19 protein-coding genes and 1 tRNA gene are annotated in these 22,655 nt (G+C 54.8%); 9 read left to right on the forward strand and 11 right to left on the reverse strand.

Going from position 1 to position 22,655, the window contains the following annotated elements:
- Positions 1 to 98: 98 nt before the first annotated feature.
- Together JSS95_06830 and JSS95_06835 are read right to left on the reverse strand one after the other, a co-directional pair.
- Positions 99 to 377 carry a hypothetical protein gene (locus JSS95_06830; protein MBS1799526.1) on the reverse strand — a complete coding sequence of 93 codons (279 nt, stop codon included), beginning with the start codon at positions 375 to 377 and terminating at the stop codon, positions 99 to 101.
- A 32-nt stretch (positions 378 to 409) separates the two neighbouring features.
- Positions 410 to 646 (reverse strand): hypothetical protein, encoded by a 237-nt coding sequence (locus JSS95_06835; protein ID MBS1799527.1) that lies wholly within the window; start codon positions 644 to 646, stop codon positions 410 to 412.
- Here JSS95_06835 and JSS95_06840 point away from each other — a divergent pair.
- Together JSS95_06840 and JSS95_06845 are read left to right on the forward strand one after the other, a co-directional pair.
- Entirely contained in the window at positions 612 to 806 is a 195-nt protein-coding gene (locus JSS95_06840) for a helix-turn-helix domain-containing protein (GenBank protein MBS1799528.1), read from the forward strand. The genes JSS95_06835 and JSS95_06840 overlap by 35 nt on opposite strands.
- Before the next feature lie 92 nt (positions 807 to 898).
- On the forward strand, positions 899 to 2,110 hold the full coding sequence (locus JSS95_06845; GenBank protein MBS1799529.1) for a site-specific integrase: 1,212 nt from the start codon (positions 899 to 901) through the stop codon (positions 2,108 to 2,110).
- A gap of 70 nt (positions 2,111 to 2,180) precedes the next feature.
- On the opposite strand, the gene JSS95_06850 is transcribed toward JSS95_06845, so the two are convergent.
- The 3 genes from JSS95_06850 to JSS95_06860 all read right to left on the reverse strand — a co-directional run bounded on the left by JSS95_06850 (position 2,181) and on the right by JSS95_06860 (position 4,951).
- Positions 2,181 to 2,257: transfer RNA gene (locus JSS95_06850), tRNA-Asp, on the reverse strand.
- 175 nt (positions 2,258 to 2,432) lie between these two features.
- Entirely contained in the window at positions 2,433 to 3,827 is a 1,395-nt protein-coding gene (locus tag JSS95_06855; protein MBS1799530.1) for a sigma-54-dependent Fis family transcriptional regulator, read from the reverse strand.
- Positions 3,824 to 4,951: a sensor histidine kinase gene (locus JSS95_06860; protein MBS1799531.1), complete on the reverse strand. Its 1,128-nt coding sequence runs from the start codon at positions 4,949 to 4,951 to the stop codon at positions 3,824 to 3,826. Before JSS95_06860 ends, JSS95_06855 begins: the two co-directional genes overlap by 4 nt.
- Before the next feature lie 341 nt (positions 4,952 to 5,292).
- On the opposite strand from JSS95_06860, the gene JSS95_06865 reads away from it, so the two are divergent.
- From JSS95_06865 to JSS95_06875, 3 genes are read left to right on the forward strand one after another with little or no spacing between them, the layout of a single operon-like run.
- On the forward strand, positions 5,293 to 6,561 hold the full coding sequence (locus JSS95_06865; GenBank protein MBS1799532.1) for a TolC family protein: 1,269 nt from the start codon (positions 5,293 to 5,295) through the stop codon (positions 6,559 to 6,561).
- Positions 6,561 to 7,760: an efflux RND transporter periplasmic adaptor subunit gene (locus JSS95_06870; GenBank protein ID MBS1799533.1), complete on the forward strand. Its 1,200-nt coding sequence runs from the start codon at positions 6,561 to 6,563 to the stop codon at positions 7,758 to 7,760. Before JSS95_06865 ends, JSS95_06870 begins: the two co-directional genes overlap by 1 nt.
- The gene (locus JSS95_06875) at positions 7,761 to 10,910 is read left to right on the forward strand and encodes an efflux RND transporter permease subunit (protein ID MBS1799534.1); all 3,150 of its coding nucleotides are present in this window, start codon (positions 7,761 to 7,763) and stop codon (positions 10,908 to 10,910) included. It abuts the gene before it with no gap.
- A gap of 13 nt (positions 10,911 to 10,923) precedes the next feature.
- Here the strand turns inward: JSS95_06875 and JSS95_06880 are convergent, their stop codons facing one another.
- The gene (locus JSS95_06880; protein ID MBS1799535.1) at positions 10,924 to 12,165 is read right to left on the reverse strand and encodes a nucleoside permease; all 1,242 of its coding nucleotides are present in this window, start codon (positions 12,163 to 12,165) and stop codon (positions 10,924 to 10,926) included.
- Between the two features lie 194 nt (positions 12,166 to 12,359).
- On the opposite strand from JSS95_06880, the gene JSS95_06885 reads away from it, so the two are divergent.
- On the forward strand, positions 12,360 to 12,632 hold the full coding sequence (locus JSS95_06885; GenBank protein MBS1799536.1) for a hypothetical protein: 273 nt from the start codon (positions 12,360 to 12,362) through the stop codon (positions 12,630 to 12,632).
- Positions 12,633 to 12,937: 305 nt separating this feature from the next.
- On the opposite strand, the gene JSS95_06890 is transcribed toward JSS95_06885, so the two are convergent.
- The 5 genes from JSS95_06890 to JSS95_06910 all read right to left on the reverse strand — a co-directional run bounded on the left by JSS95_06890 (position 12,938) and on the right by JSS95_06910 (position 17,358).
- On the reverse strand, positions 12,938 to 13,462 hold the full coding sequence (locus tag JSS95_06890) for a hypothetical protein (protein ID MBS1799537.1): 525 nt from the start codon (positions 13,460 to 13,462) through the stop codon (positions 12,938 to 12,940).
- Between the two features lie 80 nt (positions 13,463 to 13,542).
- Entirely contained in the window at positions 13,543 to 13,971 is a 429-nt protein-coding gene (locus JSS95_06895; GenBank protein MBS1799538.1) for a hypothetical protein, read from the reverse strand.
- 218 nt (positions 13,972 to 14,189) lie between these two features.
- On the reverse strand, positions 14,190 to 14,594 hold the full coding sequence (locus JSS95_06900) for an IS110 family transposase (GenBank protein ID MBS1799539.1): 405 nt from the start codon (positions 14,592 to 14,594) through the stop codon (positions 14,190 to 14,192).
- Positions 14,595 to 14,788: 194 nt separating this feature from the next.
- On the reverse strand, positions 14,789 to 15,556 hold the full coding sequence (gene nagB / locus JSS95_06905) for a glucosamine-6-phosphate deaminase (protein MBS1799540.1): 768 nt from the start codon (positions 15,554 to 15,556) through the stop codon (positions 14,789 to 14,791).
- Positions 15,557 to 15,756: 200 nt separating this feature from the next.
- Entirely contained in the window at positions 15,757 to 17,358 is a 1,602-nt protein-coding gene (locus tag JSS95_06910) for a putative N-acetylmannosamine-6-phosphate 2-epimerase (protein ID MBS1799541.1), read from the reverse strand.
- Between the two features lie 150 nt (positions 17,359 to 17,508).
- Between JSS95_06910 and JSS95_06915 the strand changes: the two genes are divergently transcribed.
- The 3 genes from JSS95_06915 (at position 17,509) to JSS95_06925 (ending at position 22,644) form a co-directional block, all read left to right on the forward strand.
- Positions 17,509 to 18,534 carry a hypothetical protein gene (locus JSS95_06915; GenBank protein MBS1799542.1) on the forward strand — a complete coding sequence of 342 codons (1,026 nt, stop codon included), beginning with the start codon at positions 17,509 to 17,511 and terminating at the stop codon, positions 18,532 to 18,534.
- A gap of 123 nt (positions 18,535 to 18,657) precedes the next feature.
- The gene (locus JSS95_06920) at positions 18,658 to 19,398 is read left to right on the forward strand and encodes a GntR family transcriptional regulator (GenBank protein MBS1799543.1); all 741 of its coding nucleotides are present in this window, start codon (positions 18,658 to 18,660) and stop codon (positions 19,396 to 19,398) included.
- Between the two features lie 231 nt (positions 19,399 to 19,629).
- Positions 19,630 to 22,644, forward strand: coding sequence for a TonB-dependent receptor (locus tag JSS95_06925; GenBank protein MBS1799544.1), 3,015 nt, complete (start codon positions 19,630 to 19,632; stop codon positions 22,642 to 22,644).
- Positions 22,645 to 22,655 lie beyond the last annotated feature (11 nt).

Raw genomic sequence — 22,655 nt, forward strand, 5'->3', positions numbered from 1 at the left:
TCAGAACGCAAAGAATGAATGGGACCAAAAAGACCCACGCCAGCAAATTGGGCGGACTCAGCGGATATTGTGCCCAGACTATCGCGATGGTTTCTGGTCTAGTGTTCTGATTCCCCAGGATTTTCGGGGATTCCGGGGTCGTCGAGGATTTGAACGGCTGGTGCAGGGCCAAAGTGTGTCCAGTCTTGAAGCACCCAAACCAGCTTCTTATCGCGTGTGACCTCGACCAACTGCGGGCCGTGGCGATTGCCGCCTCGCGAGCAGATGATGGTGTTACCGTTGGCCAGGCGCGTCGCAGACTGTGAGTTTTGATAGTCGTATTGTGGAGGGAGGTCTTTCGGGGTGATCTGCCATACGACCTTTTTGTCAGGTGTCACCTCCAGAGTCCTCACATCGTGCTCGTCTGTAATCAAAGTATTGCCGTTCTTGAGACGAATGGCGGCCCACGGAGTTGGGACGTCATAGCTCCACACTTCGAGTCGTGGATGCCGAGGAACTGCTGCAACGGAGTCTGCCCGCGGCTGAAGCGGAGATAGACGAACATGCCGGTCAGGATCAGAGCGAAGAAGACTGCGCCGTAGGTGTAGACCGGCGAATGCGATGGAAAGATGATGGTCTCTTTGCGGCCCCACTTTGGCGTATTCATCCTGCACGCTCCGGCCGCACGGCTCTTAAGCATTCACCACAAAACCTTGCAAAAACTGGCACGGCGCGGGGACATTAGCGGAACGCATGTCGGGAAGTTATGGCGCTTCCGGGCCTCTGCGTTGAACGCTTGGCTCGACCAACAGAAGCGAGCGGGCTGACGGCACGCGCTCCACAAAACATCCTCGACCTCTGCCCCCTTCGGCGGTACGCTGGATATAAGCCATCCGTTGCTGCCTGAACAGGAGAAATCATGTCAAGGCGAACACGGTATCAGAACGGAAGCGTGCAACGCGAAAAGCGGCGGAGCGGGCCGGATGTATGGATTTTCAGGTGGCGTGAGATTGGGCCAGACGGCAAGGGCAAGCAGCGAAAGGCCATTGTCGGAACGGCTACAACTCTCCTCACCGAAGCATCGGCACTCAAAGCAGCTCAAGCATTGCGCATCGACGCCAACCAACAAACCCCGCAGGCGGAAGGCGGGCCGAGGACCATCGACGAACTGGTCGCGCACTACCGGCTCAAAGAGCTGGCAGGCGAGAATCAAGGGCGGAAGGCGTTCTCGACTCGGGCCGCTTACGAGTGCTATCTGAGGGCCTGGATTCTTCCTCGTTGGGGAAGTTACAGGTTAGATCAGGTGAAGCCAGTCGCAGTGGAAGAGTGGCTGGACAGCATCAAGCGGGCAAGGGCTACACGGGCCAAGATTCGGAATTTGATGAGCGCCATCTTTCATCACGCGATGCGGTACGAGTGGGTGGATCGCAACCCCATCAAACTTGTGCGCCAGAGCGCGAAGCGAGAGAAGGTGCCTGACGTTCTCGAACTGGCGGAACTCCAGCTTCTTCTCAGCAAACTGTCTGTCCGAGAGCGCACCTTGGCGCTGCTCGACGCGGCGACTGGGCTTCGCGTCAGCGAACTGCTTGCGTTGCGCTGGATGGATGTTGACTTTGAGAATCTGGAACTCCGTGTCACCCGCTCGATCTGGCATCAGGTGGTAGGCGACTGCAAGACGGAAGCCTCGGCCAAGCCTGTCCCGATGGACAGCTACATGGCGGAGGATCTTCTGCGCTGGCGTCGTCAGAGTCCCTACCCAATGCCACTCGATTACGTCTTTGCCAGTCCGACGATGCAGGGTAAACAACCCTACTGGCCGGACAATTTGATGAAGCGTGACATTCGGCCGGTGGCGCGCGCAGCCGGCATCCACAAGAACATCGGTTGGCATACTTTCCGCCACTCCTTCGGCACCTTGCTGAAGGCCAACGGAGAGGATGTCAAAACCGTTCAGGAGCTCTTACGACACGCGAACAGCCGGATCACGCTGGATATCTACACCCAGGCCGTGAACTCGACCAAGCACGCCGCGCAGAGCAAGGTTGTTCAGATGATTGTGCCCGGCGTGGGCACAAACGTGGGCGCAAAGAAGGACCAAGCACAAACGAGTACAGAAGCGAAATCCGCTTAGTGTGCCCTTATTGTGTCCTGATTTGCTTGTCACTGTAGGTCGCCATAGCTTCTAAGTCTTTTAGAATCTATGGCGGGGACGACGGGGCTCGAACCCGCGACCTCTGCCGTGACAGGGCAGCGCTCTAACCAACTGAGCTACGTCCCCAAACTGCTTTCAATCCGGGCTGCAAATGGCAACCGGAGTCTTTCTACTACGTCGTTGCACTTTCCAACGATGTTACAAGTCTACCAGAACCTGCGTGAATTTCACGCCTCTCCTCATCTAATTTATCTACCGAGAACAAGCCGTCTTCGAGATTCTCGACGATGCAGGCTCTTCCCTATTTTAGATCCGTTTCCGAGGACACAGGATCGTTCGTTGAAAGCCCATGCTTGTCCATCCGGTAGATCAATGTGCGGCGGCTGATATCTAAATAGCGTGCCGTCTGCGTTTGATTTCCATCAAATTTTTCCAGGGCTCTGCTGATAAGGTCGCGCTCTATCGCTTCAAGGCTTATCCCTTCATCGGGAAGATCAGGCCAAACCAGAGCCGCATCTGCAGATGACGGCGACAACTCCTCCGGCAGTTCGTCCACGGTAATAAGATCGCTGGACGAGAGCACCAGCAAACGCTCCAGCACGTTCTCCAGTTGGCGCACGTTCCCAGGCCATCGATAAGAAATCAGTCTCTGATGAACTGCGGGCGACAGGCGTACATTGCGCAGACCATGCCGTTCTTTCGCGCGCTGAAAAAGCGTCTCTATCAACTCGGGAATATCACTCTTCCGCTCTCGCAAAGGAGGAACCGTCAGCGGGACGACAGCAAGCCTATAGTAGAGGTCTTCTCTGAAGGTTCCATCTTCGACCATTGCCGACAGCGTTCGATGCGTTGCAGCCACCACTCGGACATCCACCTTTACAGGAGCCGTCGCTCCCAGCTTTGAAAGCTCTCCCTCTTGCAGGACGCGAAGCAGCTTCACCTGGGCATCCAGCGGTAGTTCACCAACCTCGTCGAGGAAGAGCGTACCGCCATCGGCTGCTTCGATACGCCCCAGCTTGTTCCCAATCGCTCCTGTAAATGCTCCTCGAACATAGCCGAAAAGTTCCGATTCAACCAGATCGCGCGGGATGGCTCCGCAGTTAATCGAGATAAACGGTCTGTCCCTTCTATGGCTGTTATGGTGAATCGCGCGGGCGATAAGCTCCTTGCCTGTTCCTGTCTCTCCCTGTATCAGGATCGTGGCATCGCGTGCCGAAACCCGTGCAGCTTGGCTGAGAACATGCAGAAGCCCTTTTGAATGGCCAACTATTCCCTCGAAGCCATACCGTTGATCGAGCGCTGAACGAAGCGTGCGCACCTCTTCAATCAGGTTCTGCCTCTCCATGGCACGGTGCACAACCAGCACCAATGCTTCGAAATCAAGCGGTTTGGTTACATAGTCATATGCGCCAAGCTTCATCGCTTCTACCGCGCTCTCAATCGTCCCGAATGCCGTAACGACAATAACTGTCGTCTGCAATCCTTCTTTCGTGATGCGGCTAAGCAGCTCAAGGCCCGTTGTTGGCATCTTCAGGTCAGTAATCACCAGCGGAGGTTCATCCTCCTTGAGCATCGACCAGGCTTCGTCACCATCGGAAGCCAGCGAAACTTCATAGCCTGCTTCTTCAAGCTGCATCTTCATCACGCGACGAAGACTGCTGTCATCGTCAACAACAAGAATGTGGTTCCGTCTCACAGTACCCCCATCTTGTGGGCTGACTCGGTAGAAGACAAGTGAGCTGGAAGTTCCAAACGAAATATCGTTCCCTGCCCAGTGTTACCCATGCACGATAATGTCCCGCCGTGCTGTGCCGCGATATTTGCTGCGATAGCAAGTCCTAGCCCTGTGCCATTTTCTTTCGTCGTGAAGAAAGGCTCGAAGATCCGCTCCTTTGCTTCACGCGAGATGCCTTGCCCATGGTCGCAAACTTCAATGCAGAGCCTTGAGTCGATGAAAAACGAGCGTACCTCAACTTCACCTTCTCCCTCAGTCGCCTGAATGGCATTCAATATAAGGTTGAGCAGCAGTTGTTTGATCTGCTCAGGATCGCACACCACTTCTTCCCCTCGATCAACTGTCCCAACCCGCAGAGAAACTCCCTGCTTGCGCGCAGCATGTTGAGCAAGAGCGGTAACCGACTGAATCAGATCCCGGAGCTCCGTCTTCTGCCGCCTAGGAAGGCGCGGACGCGCGAAGTCCAGAAAGTTCGTAAGAAGTTTGTTCAGCCGCTGCGACTCCTTCGTCAAAATCTCCAGGCACTCCGCTCTCGCCTCCGATGACGCCTGTCCTCGCGCCAAAATCCCCGCCGCACCGCTAATGCTCGCAAGCGGATTGCGTATCTCGTGCGCAAGGCTGGCGGAAAGCTGCCCAGCCGCTGTAAGCCGCTCCGTCTTCTTTAGCTGTTCCATGTTTTGTTGCAGCTCGACATAAACTCGTTCCAATTCAACTTTAGTCGCCTCCACCCGCTTCCGTTGCGTACGTTCTCTATCCGCAAGTAGTCCTGCAATCACCCCGGCCGCGCCAAAAGTGCTCAACTCTACAATCTGGTCCTGAGCATCAAGCGGCGCTCGAAACCAATGCCGATACACTGATGGTGCAAGCAACACCGCGGTAAGCAGAACAGTCTTCAGTACGCCCCGCCACCCAAAAAAGAGGCCTGCCAGCATAAATGGAAGGATGTTCAAGTGATGCAGGATGTTATGCACCACCACTGCACGAGGAGGCACCATCCATGTAAAAACGGCTAGCGTCACCACGAGGATCGCAATCAATGCCGCCTTCGTGCGCGCCGAGCGCAAACTGGATGGAATACGCCGCATATCCTCATTCTCCCACGTCTGCAATGCAGGGCTTTCCGGTACAGGACTTCCCGGTCGGCTCACCAGGACATACGCCGGATTGGAGGTTGCGATCATCCTGCAACCATTCAATGCAATTCACTCACCAAGCCGGCAAACACTATCTGGTCGCAAAATGAGACTCTTCGCTGGAAACTGTGACCTTTCGATTGGCCCTTTCGGTACACAGGTGTACCTTTTGGGACACTGCGAACGTCGTCACCTTCGCTGGATTCCATATTTTCGGCCATTTCATTTGGCTCCTTAATTGCCTCTACAACAATGTGTCACTCTATCGATCCACCCTCGTTACGTTGTTGCTGATGCCTCCACTGGCATTTGCTCAGAACAACCCGTCACAGGCTCTGCCATCTTCGCCGTCTCCCTCCGTGCCAGATCAGGCCACCGCATCGCTCCCGCTCTCTCTCCCAGAGGCCATTGCAATGGCCATTAAAAACAATCCTCGGCTTCATGAAGCGCAAGCTGTAACGCAGCGCGCAGGTGCTATCGCTCGCACTGCCCGCGCTTATACAAACCCCAGTGTCGAAATCTATGAAGGACGCCAGTACGCCAGGCCTATCGCTACTCCAGGTGTGCCCGGGCTGCTTCAGCACTACGCCGCATATCAGACCATCGAAATTCCCTCCGAGCGCCGTGCGCGGCAGAATGCAGCTCGCTTCGCCGTGGTAAGCAGCGAAGCCGGTCAGCGCACTGTATCGATCTCGGTAGTTGCCGACGTCAAGCATGCCTTCTATAACACGCTGCGTAGCCGCGAACAGATCCGATATGCGCAGGACAATCTCCAGCTTGTGCAGGACCTGCGCCGCCGCGTTGAAGTCGAAGTCAACGTAGGTGAAAAGGGCAGACTCGAACTCACGCGTGCCGAGGCGGAACTTGCTCGCGCGCAATTCGCCGTTCGCAGCGCACAGATTGAATATAGAAATGCAATTGCTCTGTTGCGCGTCGCCATTGCCGCTCCCGCCGACGCCAACCTCAACCCTGTAGGAGATCTTGCTCCACGCATTTCACTATCGCCGCTGGAGCAGCTGCGACAGAACGTCTTTCAGTCGTATCCCGCCCTTGTGCAGTCCAGGGCCGATATAGAATCGGCCAAAGCATCGCTAGATCGTGAAAAGGCGCTGCGTATTCCTCAACCGGTCGCCTTTGCCGAGTTTGAAAACCAGCCTGACCTGCGCTACTGGCGCAGCGGTGTAACGATTCCCCTCCCTCTCTGGGACCGGAGACGCGGCCAGATCGATGAAGCGAAAGCTGTCATCAACCAATCGAGCGCCGTACTCGATCAGCGCAGGCTTGAGCTTACATCCGCACTCGAGCGCGCTTATGAGCAATATCAACTGGCCGACCAGCAGACGACATCCCTGGAATCGGGGTCGCTTCACGCCGCGGAGAGTGCCGTTGATGCTGCCAAGGCTGCGTATCGTTATGGAGAACGCGGAATCGTCGAAGTCCTCGATGCGCAGCGCGTTCTGCAAAGCGTCCGCAGCGACCTGCTGGATGCACAGTACGCCCGCCAATCGTCTCTCATCGACCTTGAAGAACTCGGCGCGGTTGCGCCTGGAGTACAGCCCTGATGAACACTCCGCTCTCCCTCCGAACCTCTATAGGAATTCGTCGCGCGTATCGCCCTCTGGCGATCGCTTTATCTCTCGCGTTCTCTTTGGCCGCGATACAAGGCTGCAAAGCAAAGCCTAAAGAGACCGTGGCCGCACAGCCAGGCGATCCAAATGAAGTTTCCATAACCTCCGCACTTGCAGAAAACCTGAAGTTCGGCACGCCGGAGATGGCCGACGTCAATGGCACTCTACGCGTGGCTGCCCACGTCGAAACCGACGCGCAACGCATCGCACATGTTGGATCGCCTGTCGCAGGACGTATCCTGAAGCTCCTCGTTTTTGAGGGACAGAACGTGAAGGCTGGCACGGCGCTCGCTATGCTGCACAGCACGGATCTGTCTGACACCCAGTTCGCCCTCATCAAGGCCGCATCGCAGAGGGACCTGGCCGCGACATCGGTGAAGCGCGCCGAACAACTCGTCGAAGCCGACGTGATAGGCCGCGCCGAGTTGGAACGCAGGCGCGCTGAGTTGCTTCAGGCCGGCACGGAGGCAGCCTCCTATCGCACGCAGTTACGTGGCCTCGGCATGACGGAGTCCCAGATCCACCAGCTTGAAACCACACGCAAACTCAGCGCCGACTACCCCATCGTCACACCTAAAAGCGGTACCGTACTCAAGCGTGAGATTGCGATAGGCCAGGTCGTTCAACCCGCCGATCCCGCTTTCACCATCGCCGACCTCTCAAACGTATGGATCGTCGCAAACGTTCCTGAAGAAGATGCGGGCCCTCTCCGCAAGGGCATCGAAGTGGAGGTCAAGATACCAGCCCTCCCCGATCGCAAAATTACAGGACGGCTCTCTTTTGTCTCCCCCATCGTCGATCCGGACACTCGCACCGTCGCAGTGCGCATGGAAGTTCCCAACCCTAACGGCCTTCTGAAGCCTGACGAACTTGCCAGCATGACGTTCATCGGCCACACCGACAAGAAACTCACGGTCCCGAACGCTGCTGTCGTCCGTGAGGACAATAAAGACTGCGTCTTCGTACAGATTGCACCTGAAAAATTTATTCTGCGTGAAGTCTCTCTCGGCGAGGAAGAGAACGACCGGCGCGTCGTTCTCGATGGAGTCAAGCCAAATGAGCGCATCGTCACCGAAGGCGCATTCCATCTGAACAACCAGCGCAGACAGAACGCCATTAAGGGAACAAAATAAATGTTGCAGGCAATCATTGCTGGCGCCCTCCGGCAAAGGCTCATCCTTGTCGTTGTCGCTCTGGTCCTCGTGGGCTTTGGAATCAACGCGGCACAACATCTCTCCGTCGACGCTTTCCCCGATGTCGCCAACGTCCAGGTGCAGATCGCAACCGAAGCTCCCGGAAAATCCCCTGAAGAGGTCGAGCGCTTCGTAACCATCCCCATTGAGATCGCTATGACTGGGCTACCCGGCATGACCGACATGCGCTCTCTCAACAAGCCGGGCCTGTCGCTCATAACCCTCGTCTTCACCGACGAGAGTGACCTGTTCCGTGAGCGGCAGATGGTATCGGAGCGGCTGGCCGAGGTCCGCAGCCGCATGCCCGAAGGCGTTACGCCTGTCCTCGGCCCCATCACGAACGCACTCGGAGAGGTCTATCAGTACACGCTCGAGATGCCGGGAGAAGCCGACTCAAAACGTCCGCTAACGCACGACGAGCTCATCGCGCGTCGCACCCTTCAGGACTGGGTCGTGCGCCCGCTCCTGCGCTCCGTTCCCGGTGTCGCAGAGATCAATTCGACCGGAGGCTTCGTCAAACAGTATGAAACCCTCGTCGATCCGCAGAAGCTGCACTACTACGATCTTTCTATCGACGACGTCTTATCTGCGCTTTCCCGAAACAACGCCAACGCAGGCGGCGGCGTACTGCCGCAACACGCCGAGCAATACCTCATCCGCAGCGTAGGCCTCGTACACGATCTCGACGACATCCGAAACATCGTCCTCAAAGAGACGAAGGCCACGCCCGTATATATACGCGATGTCGCCGAGGTTCGCATCGGCACAGAAGTCCGCTACGGCGCGATGATCAAAAACGGCTACACCGAGGCGGTCGGAGGAGTCGTCCTCATGACCAGCGGAGGAAACGCAAAAGAGATCGTGAGCCGCGTCAAAGAACGCGTCGCCGACATCAACCGCCGGCATATGATTCCAGGCGGCCTTCAAATCGTCTCTTACTATGATCGTTCGCAGCTCGTTGACGCAGCAATCCACACCGTGACGGAGGTGCTTGCCGAAGGCATTGTCTTTGTCGTGGTCGTTCTCTTTCTCTTTCTGGGAGACCTTCGCTCCAGCCTCATCGTCAGCGCAAATCTTGTGCTGACACCGCTGCTCACATTTCTGGTGATGAATCACATCGGGCTTTCAGCAAATCTGATGTCGCTCGGCGGTCTCGCTATCGCCATCGGCCTGATGGTGGACGGTTCCGTTGTCGTCGTCGAGAACGTCTTCGCACGGCTCAGCCACGCTCGGCACTCGACTCACTCCGGAGAAACCTCCCTCAGCAAGCTCGACCTTGTCCTCTCGGCAGTGCAGGAAGTCGCGACTCCAACATTATTTGGCGTCACAATCATCATCCTGGTCTTCCTTCCTCTGATGACGCTTGAAGGCATGGAAGGCAAGATGTTTTCGCCACTCGCCTACACCATTGCCATCGCACTGGCCATATCGCTCGTGCTCTCCCTCACCTTATCGCCTGTCCTCTCTTCCTATCTCCTCAAGGGAGGATCGGAAGACGACACCTGGCTCGTAAGACTTCTCCGCAAGCCCTACACCCGTCTTCTGCAATGGGCTCTCGGCCATCGCAAAGCTACCGTCCTTGCAGTCGTTGTCATCTTCTTCGCCTCGATCTCTCTGTTCCCCTTCCTCGGCACTTCCTTCATCCCCGAGATGCAGGAAGGCACGCTCTCGCCAAATGCGGACCGCGTCCCCAACATCTCGCTCGATGAGTCGCTGAAGATGGAGAAAGAGATGCAGCGGCTCATGCTCAAGGTTGACGGAGTCAAGAGCGTCGTCTCTCGCGTTGGTCGCGGCGAATCGCCTGCCGATCCCGCTGGCCCCAACGAGGCCGACGTCCTCGCCTCGCTAACTCCCTTTGACGAGCGTCCGCGCGGCCTCACTCAGGACAAGATCGCCGAACAGATCCGCGACCGGCTCGCAGCCCTCCCCGGAATCAATCTCGTCATGTCCCAACCCATCAGCGACCGCGTCGATGAGATGGTGTCCGGCGTCCGCGCCGACGTGGCTGTCATGCTGTATGGAGACGATCTTAACCTACTCGTGCAAAAGGCCAACGAAATTGCCAAAGTCGCAACCGGAATACAAGGCACGCAGGACACGCGCGTCGACCGTGTCGGGGGCCAGCAATACCTCACCATCGACATCGACCGCAGCGCCATCGCCCGCTACGGACTGAATGCGGCCGACGTCAACGATGTCATCGAAGCTGCAATCGCAGGCAAATCGGCAACTGATATCTACGAAGGCGAACGCAGGTTCGCCGGCGTCGTCCGTCTCCCTCAAAATCTGCGCGACAGCGTTGAAGATATACGCGAGCTGCTTATCAATTCGCCAGCAGGACCGCGCGTCCCCCTAAAGAACCTCGCAAAAGTGCAGGTCCTAGAAGGCCCCGCGCTGATTAACCGCAACATGGGCAAGCGCCGTATCGTAGTCGGCGTCAACGTTCAGGACCGCGATCTCGGCGGCTACGTCAAAGAGTTACAGGATAAAGTTGATCGCGACGTCCACCTGCCTGCGGGCTACTACATCGAGTGGGGAGGACAATTTCACAACATGGAACGTGCGCTTCATCATCTGGCGATTATCGTTCCCATCACCATCGCGGCAATCTTCTTCCTTCTATTCATCCTGTTTCAGTCTGTCCGCTTCGCCGCGCTCATCATCACCGTCTTGCCTCTGGCCTCGATTGGAGGCATCCTCGGCCTGTTTCTCTCAGGCGAATACCTCTCCGTACCAGCTTCCGTCGGCTTCATCGCACTATGGGGAATAGCCGTCCTTAACGGAGTTGTACTCGTCTCCTACATCCGCAAACTCCGGCTCGAAGGCATGTCTCAAAGCGAAGCAGTCATCGAAGGTACACGACTGCGCTTTCGCCCAGTCATGATGACCGCTACAGTGGCGGCTCTCGGACTCGTTCCCTTCCTCTTCGCCACAGGACCAGGCTCCGAAGTGCAGCGTCCGCTCGCCATCGTCGTCATCGGTGGACTGGTCAGCTCAACCGCGTTGACGCTGCTGTTGTTGCCGGCGGTCTATGCCTTCTTTGAAGGCAAGACCAATCCACGACTCGAGTCTGAGGGACAAACAATCTAATAGCTGGAAGTCGCTACGAAGATACCCCTTCAGCAGCCGCATCTCTGGACGATCCAAGATGCGTCTCATCGCCTACCTTCTCTCGTGGGAAGGTAGGCAGAAACAGGACAAGCACCACCGCTGACGCCGCCGCTGAAAATATCCAGATCGAGCGCCAGTCAAAACCAGCGCCAACAGCGTAGTGCTGCACCACAGCACCTGACAGCCATGCCCCCACAAACATTCCAAGGCCGTACGTGATGAAGTAGATCATTCCCTGAGCCGCCGCTCGCAGATCAACCGACGCCTTGTGATCGATATAGATCTGTCCCGTCACAAAGAAGAAGTCATAGCAGATTCCATGCACTACAATGCCGAGCCACAGCATCCACATCCGGCTGTCCGCATTTCCATACGCAAACAGAACGTAGCGCAATACCCACGCAAGCATTCCGCTCGCCAGCATGTACTTCACCCCGAGCCTGCGGAAGAACCATGGGATCAGCAGCATGCAAAGCGTCTCCGATATCTGGCCGCCAGTCATCTTGCCGGCTGCGTTCCTCACTCCCACCTGGTTCATGAACAGGTTCGTAAACGCGTAATAGAACTGCAACGGGATACAGATCAAAAACGATGCAATGGCGAATACGGCCATCGACCGCTCGCGCAGCAACAGGATCGCTTCCTTCGGAAACAGTCCTCCCTTCGCCGCGCCCTCCGTTTTGGCAAGCGGAGGCGTATGAGGAAGCGTCAGGCAATAGAGTCCCATCAGCAACGATATCCCTGCCGCTATCTGTAGCGGCTGCGCCGACGCCTCCAACCCCAGCTTACCCACAAGCATTCCCGCAACAATCCACCCCAACGTCCCCAGCACGCGGACCGCACCAAACTCCGCCTTCGGATCGCTCATCTGCCGGAACGAGATCGAATTGGCCAACGCCAGCGTCGGCATAAAACACAGGCAATAGAGCAGCAGCGCCACATAGACCATCGCAAAGCTCGTCTGCCGCGAAGTAAGCATCAGCAGTCCAGATCCCACGATATGCAGCACGGCCAGCACCTTCTCCGTTGCAAAGAACTTGTCCGCCACCAACCCGACCAGGAACGGGGCCACTATAGCGCCAACCGCGGTCGTGCCAGCCACCATGCCAACTTCCTGTCCTGAGAAGTGAAGCGACGTCGACAGCCACGTTCCAATCGTGACGTACCACGCCCCCCAGATGAAGTACTCAAAAAACATCATGGCGCTGAGCCGGACTTTGATCGATGCGGTCATTAAAATCATTTCCTGTCGCTACGGAAGATAGCGTCGAATTAATTTGCTCATCTGGCGGAATCTATCCCGCGCAACAATAACAATACATGAGCCACACATCGGGCGCGTACCGGGCCTGATCGTATGGCTCCATTGGGGGATTGCTAAATTTGTAATGAGGATTACTCTTGAAGATCAGGGAAAGGTCTCACTCCATGTCTTCCATCCTCGACGCTCACGACACAGGCATAAGAAGCGTAGCCGTTAGTCTGATCCTCGATCGGGCAAACCTTCTCATCCTGCGTCAGACCACGGAAGGGTTCGAGCTTCGCGATGTGTCAGGAGCCAACGTGATCCACTGCGAAGACTGGCCCCGCGTCGAGCGTGTCCTTCTGCGTCTCAACATTCCCTTCCATAAAATCGATGAGATCTCCGGTCTGATCCAACCCGGAATTGAGATCAGCCTTCACCGCGCAGTCGGAAGATAAGCACTGCGCCAGCCGCGAGCAGAGCCATCACCACTCCAATCCGCTTTATCCAATGCTACGGATTGATTCATTTGGTGGAGCTGATCAGGATCGAACTGACGACCTCCTCGTTGCGAAAATGCTATGGCACGCATTTTCAATTACTTATACAAGCAAAAAGCAGTGATTTTAAGCGTATGACAGCCCTTAGCAATCCGTATTGGCCCCAGATTGGACCCAAATCGCAGAATCTTTTATCAATCAAAATACAGTATGGCCGACAAACCCTATGCGAATGTTCGGTAGTGTCCCCGTTGAATGAGGCACTACCCTTCATCGGCGTGAACGCGCTCGACTATGGCCGGATACTCGCCGTATTCGAGAAAACTCGGGCGATGGTGGTCGCGAACGAATTTGATAAAGGCGGGAGCATTTGTCTTCCAGTCTGTCGGAAAGCCCTCCAGATTCTCGAACACCGTATTCAGGCCCGATGAGGCGAAAATACCTACTGCATCTTCGGTATATTTATCGAAATCCGTGTCAAAAATACCCATGTACTGGAAATAGGTCTCGCCGTTGATCTCGAAGAGATTCCAACGCAAGTAATGCAGTTTGAGCACAGCGAGAAGATCGGGTTTTTGAGCTACGCCTTTCTCGATGTTCCGCGCATATTCGTAGAAGACAGGCTCGCGGCCAGGGATGATTTTGGCAATGATGGAGAAGCCATAACAGGACGGTGATTTTGGGAAAATGGGGCCATAGCGCCCTTGCTCGGCATTTGCGAGATTCTCCTTGGTTATCGCCTTGGCGGAAGGTTTCGACCAATCTTCGCTGTTCGCATCGTTCGACATGATCCTCTCCCTTTCTTTGTGGCGCGAGATGAAGTAATTCATGAACTCCTATATTGTCTTCCGGCAGTTGACAACTGCGATCATTCCGGGTTAGCCAGACTTTTACTTCCTTTCAAATACCACACAATGCGATACACAGGCCCACGGACCACCGCATAAGGCAAGATCGCCAGGCAGCAGGCAGTAAACAGAAGTTCAAGAATGTAGATGGAATGATGCGTGATCAATTGATAGACGACATCCAACAAAACACTCATGATGAAGACATTTCGTAGATGCTTCCAGCTACTTCTCAGCGCTTCATGACGCCTTTCCGGGTGCCAGACGATGGATGTCAGCAATGGATGACGCCCTTCCCTGACATCGCTGATACCTGCGCGAATCGCCAGCAATATCGCCATGGCCGGTTGAAGATAGAATCGCAGACTCAACCGACCCTCGGGGCGTGCGAGGAAGTTGGTCCAGCCGCGTGCGACCATGCGAACGATTGTGTGAATAAATGCTTCCATGCAACGCGAAATAGTAGCACCGCCTGCTGGAACTGTCGATGATGACGCTTTTGAGCCAAGCCTGCCCAATTACCGCCTATGTGCGCATGTAACGACTATGCAGCCAGTATCGTCCACATCCGCAGATTTTGAACGGAGGTTGGAGCCGGAAGGCCCACTTTCTGATAAGCAATAGATCATGTCATTACAAATTGATCCGTGGAAAGAGTTTCGTTCCCTCATACTTCAACCTGCTTCGAAATATCCCATAGATGGCGTGGAGCAGCTTCCTCGCAACAGCAAGGAGTGCCTGTAGACGGGCTTTGTTTCGAGCCAGGAGTTTTTCGAAAAGGCCTTTGCGTAGGGATCGCAAGGGGATGCAACCAGGGCCGGCATATATAGGCTCTTCTCAAGTGACGATTTCCTGTGCGACTGATGCGAGACGCCTTCCTCACTGAGCTTCGTGAGATTTCATGGGCAGGATCAAGCCCGCTATGTGCGACCCATTCTCTTACAGTGAGGTCTGACGGCAGGGTAGACAGTTCTGCAAGCAATTGCATAGCACTTACCTGTGCAATGCCTGGAATGCTGACCAACAGCTCATATCGCTTGCGAAGCAAGTCATCCTCCAGAACAAGCGTCATCGCTTCGCAAGGTAAGGGCTCGGGTCCGGAGGATTTATCGCTTCCTTACACATACTTCCTGTGCCTGACTGATTGGAAGCTCCCCATCGCGCCCCTTCAATCGGCGACGGGATAGGAACCAGTCTTCTTAACCGCACCAGGTTATAAGCCGCCGCGAAGGTGAAGACAATCCCACTCGGAATAATCCGCGATGTTCAATCTGCGCGCTCCGGCTTATTTTCATAAACCCAGCGATAGTAATCCACCAGCTTCAACTCCGAGGCTGCATCCTCGTCAAGGAATACGGTCGTGTTGGGATGCATTTGCAATGCGCTGGCAGGGTTCATCGCTCTCACCGCTCCCTCGACTGCGTCTGCCACCGCGTGCGCCTTACCCTTGCCAAAGGCCAGCAGCACACATTGCCGCGCATCCAGAATCGTTCCAATACCCATTGTGATGCAATGATGCGGCACCTCGTCTTCACCCCCGAAAAAGCGAGCATTGTCCCGACGCGTCTGCTGCGTCAGCGTCTTGATTCGTGTCCGCGAAGCCAACGAAGACGTAGGTTCATTGAAGCCAATGTGACCGTCTGTGCCGATCCCGAGAAGCTGAATGTCGATGCCGCCAACCTCGACGATATTTGTTTCGTAATCCGCGCAGAACTTCGGGATGTCCTCTGCCAGCCCATCGGGTATATGAACGTTTCCCTTGTCGATCGTCACATACTGGAATAAGTTCTCCTGCATGAATCGGTGGTAAGACTGTGAATGTTCAGGTGGAAGGCCAACATACTCATCGAGGTTGAACGTCGTGACCTTGCTCCAATCAAGGTTTAGCGCAATCAATTCTCGATAAAGGGCAAGAGGCGTACTACCGGTTGCCAGCCCAAGTACACAAGCAGGTTTCTGCCGGATCGCTTTGGCAAACAAGCGCGCCGCCAAGGTAGTTGCAGCCGCTGCGGTAGGCTGAATAACAATTTCCATTGGTGAATTCTTTCCTAATCGTTTGCTCAGCGTGTCTTTCACGTCTACTGAGAAGCGTCGCGCATACATGATCTGCGTTTTGCCGATGCACTAAGACATGAGCAATACAGTTTGAGTTTCATACAGCTATTCAATCAGAGATTGAAATACTCCTTAACGAATCGAACGCACCCTCATCTGGTACGTTCTCACCAAATCCCCTAATATTTATTCGCCTCGAAGACGAGGGTTGCTGCTCCCTGAATGCCAGCATTTTTTCCAGCACTCGCTGCGCGTACCTGGGGGCACCGTTTCTCTCCGAAGTGCAAACTCTGATGGACCTGCGATTCAACGTCTGCGATGAACTGCGGGTAGCTTTCAATGAGCCCACCCGAGAGAAGAACAACTTGTGGGTCGAGAATGTTGAATAGGTTTGCGATTGCGTCCGACAGATACAGAGACAACACCTTGTAGGCTTCCTGGGCTGCTTCATCACCGCGACACGCGAGTTGATTGATTTTCAATGCCATTGCGGCGTCATCGATGTCATCTTCCGGTATAAAACCGCTGAGTCTGCTGTACTCCCTGATAAGACCTGCCGTGGAAACATAAGCTTCAAGGCAACCAGCCCGCCCACAATTGCACGGGCGACCGTTGGCTTGGATAACACTATGACCGAGAGTGCCTGCAAAGCCATGCTGACCAAGCAAGAGCTTGCCGTTTGAGACAATGCCGCCGCCGATGCCGGTTCCAATCGTGATGGCGACGAAGTCCCTTAGGCCATCTCCAAAACCGAAGTGTTGCTCTGAGAGGACGGCGGCGTGTGCATCGTTAATAACGAAGCATGGAAGATGAAAGCAATCCTCCGCAAATGTTCGCAAAGGAAAACCCGTCCACCCAGGAAGATTTTCCGTTGCTGCAAAGATGCTTCCGTCGCGATGATCTACCGCGCCTGCCGTGGCGATGCCAATACCCTCAATCGGAAGCTCCGATGCCTTTGCATTCGCCAATGACTGTGAGATTGCAACCTTGAGGTTGGCCGCAATTCCTTCCCGTCCGAGAGACGCATCAGTGGCCAGCCGTATCGGTGACAATATCGAGCCATCCTCTGAGACGACCGCTGCCTTGATTGTTGTCCCGCCGATGTCGACCCCGATCGCATATCGCGCGGAGCCCTCCTTCTTTGCCGCGCTCACAGCCTTGATAAATTCACGCGTAATTGTGCCGGGACGTGTAATCGCGCTCCCAACCACTACGCTCCAGGCGCCTTCTTCGATGGCGCGTCTTGCATCTTCCGGCGTATTGATTCTGCCCTCTGCAATTACCGGGCGTCCGGTTTTTGTCTGCAAGTCCCGTAGCAGCTTCCAGTCGAAGCCTGCGCTGTTCTTTGTGGCCTCGGTGTAGCCATTCAACGTAGGTCCGATGAGGTCGACCCCCGCCTCTGCCGCTGCGATGCCTTCCTCCAGCGTCGCAATATCGGCCATTACAAGCACGCCCAGTTCGCCGTGGATACGCTCGACCATCTGCCGCCAGGGTTCGCCAAATGGATGAACCCGGTCCGTGCAGTCCAAAGCAATAATGTCGGCCCCGGCCTGCGCAAGTGCAACTGCGTCTTGAAAGGTAGGAGTGATGCGAAGTGAGGTTCCCTGGTAACGCTTCTCGATCCCGATAATCGGGATCGATGTGTCTTCACGAACGGCACCGATCAGAGAAGCACCATTCAACCGCAGTGCCTCTGCTCCGGCAGCGACGACGGCCTGTGAGATGCGGCGTAGCACGCCATCATCTTCCAGAGGATCATCCGGCATGGCTTGACAGGACACGACAAGTTTGCGGTGGATCGTTTCCAGAATCTGTGGCATGAGTTGGTTCAACCTACCTTTTCTATTCTTAGGATGCCAGCATATCGTAGAGCTGTATGAATGTATAGTGTAGTTTGTTGAGAGCACACCTGAATGGCTGGAGCTGACACGATGATGCAGAACGCACTTCTGGCAGGGCTTCTGTTGAGCCTTGTATCCGGGCTGATGAATGGAACCTTCACGCTACCTATGCGATTTCTCGGTAAATGGTCCTGGGAGAACGTCTGGTCGATATTTATTGTTGGCTCATGCCTCCTGCTGCCGGCAGCGGTCATCGCCGTCTCTGCGCCACATAGCTGGAATGTCATCGCCCATATTCCCGTCCGGCTTGAGCTCGTGGCTCTCGCAACAGGATTGGCGTGGGGCTTCGGGGCCATCATGTTCGGACAAGCAGTGAGTGCAATCGGAATCTCAATGGCGAACACCTTTGTTCTTGCTACCAGTTCCGCCCTTGGAGCTATGCTTCCGATGATCATTCTTCATCCAGAGAAACTGCGGGATCGCTCGGGAACCATTCTGCTCGCAGGCGTCGCGGTCGAAATCTTCGGTATCGTTTTGTGTGGCCGAGGAGGGTTTCTTCGCGAGAAGAGTGTCGTAGTCGTGCAGCGCGACTTCGTTGGCAAGACCCGACCACTTCATATCGGTTTCCTGTTGGCGCTGGGATCGGGGGTATTATCTGCGGTCTTTAACATCGGATTTGCCATGTCGCAGCCCATTAGTCAGTTGGGACAAGAGCATGGCTTGAGTCCGTTCGCCAGCACAAATCTAATCTGGTTCATCATGCTTGGTGGCGGCGCCGTTTCCAACTTGGGTTATTGCGTCTATCTGCTGCTCGTAAACAAAAGTGCCTCGAAGTTCGCGCAACCCGGAAGCCTGAAGCTCTACATCCTATCGCTGTGTATGGCGGTACTGTGGGGCGGTAGCATTTTCGTTTATGGGGCTGCCACCTTGCGGCTAGGTGTATTGGGAACATCGGTGGGTTGGCCGCTGAGCCTCGCAACGGGGTTACTGGTGGCAAATTTTGTCGGATTTGCAACGGGAGAATGGAAATGCGCACCGCGCCAGGCCCGAATCTGGATGGGAAGCGGTATTGTCGTGTTGATCTTTGCTATTGTTGTAATGAGCAGGGCAATCTGATCCTTTTAACAAACCTTGAACGTCGAGGCTGGAACCAGCTTTCGCCGCAAAGAAGGAATTGTCACACGAATGCGAAAGGGCAATAGGAGTTCGACGCGGTCTGGATTGTCAAATGTTCGACCGTTGGATAAGGAAAGCTTCGAACCCCTCTACTTTCAGATACAGCGCCAGCTTAGGGAACTGATAAAGCGTGGCGTGCTCGCGGAAGGCGATCCGCTTCCCGGCGAAGCCGAGATCTCACGACTCTTCGGCGTTAGCCGTATGACGTCAAGGCAGGCATTGCAGGGGCTTACTGCCGAGGGCTTAAGTTTTCGCGAGCGTGGGCGTGGCACGTTTGTGAGAACGCAAAAGGTTGAAAAAAAGATCGCCCACCTGATGGGGTTCAGCGCCGAAATGCGTGAACGTGGTTTGCAGTCAACGAATCGGGTGCTGGAGAAAAAAATCAGGGTGGCAGCACCGCAGGTCGCAGAGAGTCTGAAGATCGAAGTAGGGTCGAAAGTAATGATGCTCCGTCGCCTGAGAATTGTGAATGACGAGCCGATCGTGATCGAAGAAGTGCAGCTGCCCATGAGCCGCTTTGAGGGAATTGAGAAGATCAATTTCGAAGTGAATTCTCTTTATCAGGTGCTCAAAGAACGTTATGGAGTACGCCTTGCTTCAGCAGACGAAGTGATAGAAGCAAGAGCCGCGACGAAAGCGGAAGCGCAGTTGTTGCAGGTTGTGCCGCGTTTGAGCTTGCTTTGCATCTCCCGTACCTCGTTTGACGCACAGGGGAAACCAATTGAAACCGGGCAATCCTGCTATCGCAGCGACCGCTATCGCGCAGTGTTGCACCTTTCTGTAGGCAATAGCGCCCAAGCCTAGAGAATCCCTCAGTACAGCTAGAAAAGCTTGCGACGACAGCGTTGTCTGCCGCGATGTCCTTTGCATTCAGAGCGTTCCTTATACATCCCCCAATCAATTTCTCTCATCCGCAGGCAACGTGAACGCTTGGAGGCTGGCTGTAACGAAAGTTAAGCAAAATTTAACTTGCTGATTGAACGACTAGTTGTATAGGGTACTTGGCAGGTTGACATTCTGCCTTGGTGTCCGAACATGCAGTTGGCTATTGAGCATGTCTTCGCAACACGCAGATGCAGTGGAACAATAACTGGCTCCATGAAAGGTTCACTCATGATTCATACGCTTGCATCTTCTCTTCTCACCCAGGGGCCGATCGGACCTCAGTCAGCGTCGCGGAAGGCGCCGAGTGTGCGGCTCGGTCAATGGCTACTCGTGCTCGTACTGTCACTGTTCCTCGGTGCAATACCGTCTCTTGGACAAAGCAATGCGGTTGATGGCGCAATCGACGGGTATGTGACCGATAACACGGGAGGCACTATTCCCGGAGCACTGGTCACGATTCGGAACACTGACACGAACGTGTCCACAAAAACACAGTCCGGAAAAGATGGCTATTACCGGTTCCCGCTAGTAACACTTGGGCGGTATGAGATTACTGTTGTTGCCAATGGCTACGCCAAATATGTTGCATCCGGCGTTTCGGTAGCGGTTGGTGCGACGGTTACGGTCAGCCCCAAGCTGGCGGTATCGGGCGTACAGCAAGAGGTCGTTGTTACTGCGGATGCCTCGATTCTGACCGAAAGCAATACATCGGTGGGTGGAGTGATTGGTGAGCAGGAGATGCACGATCTTCCGCAGCCCTCGCGCAATGTGTACAACCTGTTTCTGTTTACGCCCGGTGCAAAGGGAGTTCCAAGCAGCACGTTCGGCACGCCCAGCTACTCGTTTGGCGGCCTGTTGCGTAGCACGTGGAACGTGGATGGTCTGGACGACACGGCACGTCGTAATACGTCTCCGATCCGTCTTGTGATCAATACGCCTGAGACGATCCGTGAAGTGCAGGTGATGGCGAATGGCTACCAGAGCGAGTATGGCTTTACCGTAGGTGGTCAGTCCAACCTGATTACCCGCTCAGGATCGAACGCTTTTCACGCTTCAGGCATGTATCTGAATCGCCCGAAGGAGCTGTCGGCAATTCCTGGTCTGGGTAAATCGAAGGACAATCTGAGCTGGTACATGTATGACTTCAATGCGTCAGGGCCGATTGTTCGCAACCGCGTTTTCTTCTTTGCGAACTTCGAACATAATCCTTACACATTACCGGTTCCTGTAACGATTACTGCAGCGAACGCCGCGGCGTTGAGCCTGCCTTCGGAAGCGCTGATTGCGCCTCCTGCGGGCGAGACCTACGATACGCCGAGCCTTCGTGTTGATTACACGATGAACAGCCGCAACTCTGGCTTTGTTCGCTATGCCAAATTCCATAACTGGCAGCCTTACTTCAACTCGGGTGGCCTCTACACGCCCAGTCGTTCCGTGAACTACACCGATGCGATGGACGGTGGAGAACTACAGTTGGCCACCACGTTTTCTTCCATGCTTCTGAACGAGCTGCGGTATGGAATCAACCGCCGTGAGCAGATGGGTGTACCTGCACAGACCACTACGAATGCTGACGCATATACAAACATTACCGGCGTTGCATATCTTGGCAATAATTCCACGGTCATTGACAACATAGAATCAAGTAATCAGATCGTTGATAACCTGTCATGGCAGCATGGCCGTCACTTCGTCAAAATGGGCGGAACATTTTCGTCCATCAACTACTTCAATCAGGCACAACTCTCGCGTTTATTTACGTTTGGAGGCTTGGCGAAATCCGGCACTTATCCGGCAGTATCGGCGCTGAATCAGTATCTGTATACTCAGCGGGGCCTGACGGATCCGGCGACTGGAAAGCCGTACACCTATACAACGCTGGCCGTGGATATTGGCAATCCGTCGATTAGTCGCAATGCAAAGATGACCTCTGCATTCCTTCAGGACGAATATCGCATAACGAACACGTTCACTTTGTATGCCGGTATTCGCTACGAAAAGATATTTCTTCCCAAGCTGGAAGAGACAGCAGCCTATGTGCCGGCGCGTAATGTTCGTAGCAGCAACCTCAACTTCGCTCCGCGGCTTGCATTTACGTGGCGTCCGACTGCTGATTCCAGGTCGATCGTTCGTGGTGCATTTGGCATGTTTTTCGATACGCCCAATATGACGTTCTTCACAAACGCGGCATCGCAGGACGGAACCCGTTTGCAGAGCTACACGATAGCGGGCACTGCTGCCACCGCACCTACCTATCCGAATCTGCCGACGTCCGTCAGCTCCACGTTTGGAGCAAAGCCGACTCTGCTGATCTTTGATCCGAATTTCCGCATCATGTATGCCGAGCACGCCAACCTGCAATTCGAGCACGCGTTGACAGCGAATATCACGGCACGAGTGCAGTACATGTTTGTTGCTTCGCACTTCGGAACGTATCTTCACGACACAAATCTTGGTGCTCCTGTGAGCTCTCTCGCAGATGGCCGTCCTGTCTACAACACGACAAACCGCCCTAACAGCTCCTACGGTGCAATCAATATGTACAGTTCGGGTTCTGACACGAACTACCATGGCCTCGATGCTGTAGTGAACGCCCGTATGAGCCATGGCCTGTTCTTCACTGCATATTATTCGTATTCGCATTCGTTAGGTTCTGCAGATCAGACGGGTGTTGCTGTTTCTGATCCATCTAACCTCTCAAAAGACTATGGGAACCTTTCCTCGGATCTGCGTCATTACTTTACGTTCCGTGGCACCTATAAGACACAGTTCAACGCAGGTGCTTTGAAGTGGGCAAGCGGCTTCACGACCTCGTTGATCACGATGCTGAACAGCGGATATCCATTGAACCCGCTTGCAGGGGCGGACCTGAATGGCGATCTGGTAACCAATGACAGGCCGTTGTTCATGCAGCGCAACAGCTTCCGCGGACCGAAGTTCCAGCAGATTGACGCCAGAGTGATGCGTACCTTTACCATCAAGGATCGCTACCATATTGAAGGCATGATTGAAGCGGAAAACCTGTTCAACCATCTGAATGCAAATTGCACAACAAGTGGTTGCAACAGTGCGGTCAATGGCACTTACACTAATGTCAATTTTGGCAATGTTGTTACGGCACGTGCTCCTCGGCGTCTGCAGATTGGTGGACGGTTCTACTTCTAACCATGCTTCAG

Source organism: Acidobacteriota bacterium (genome assembly GCA_018268895.1).
Classification (GTDB): domain Bacteria; phylum Acidobacteriota; class Terriglobia; order Terriglobales; family Acidobacteriaceae; genus Edaphobacter.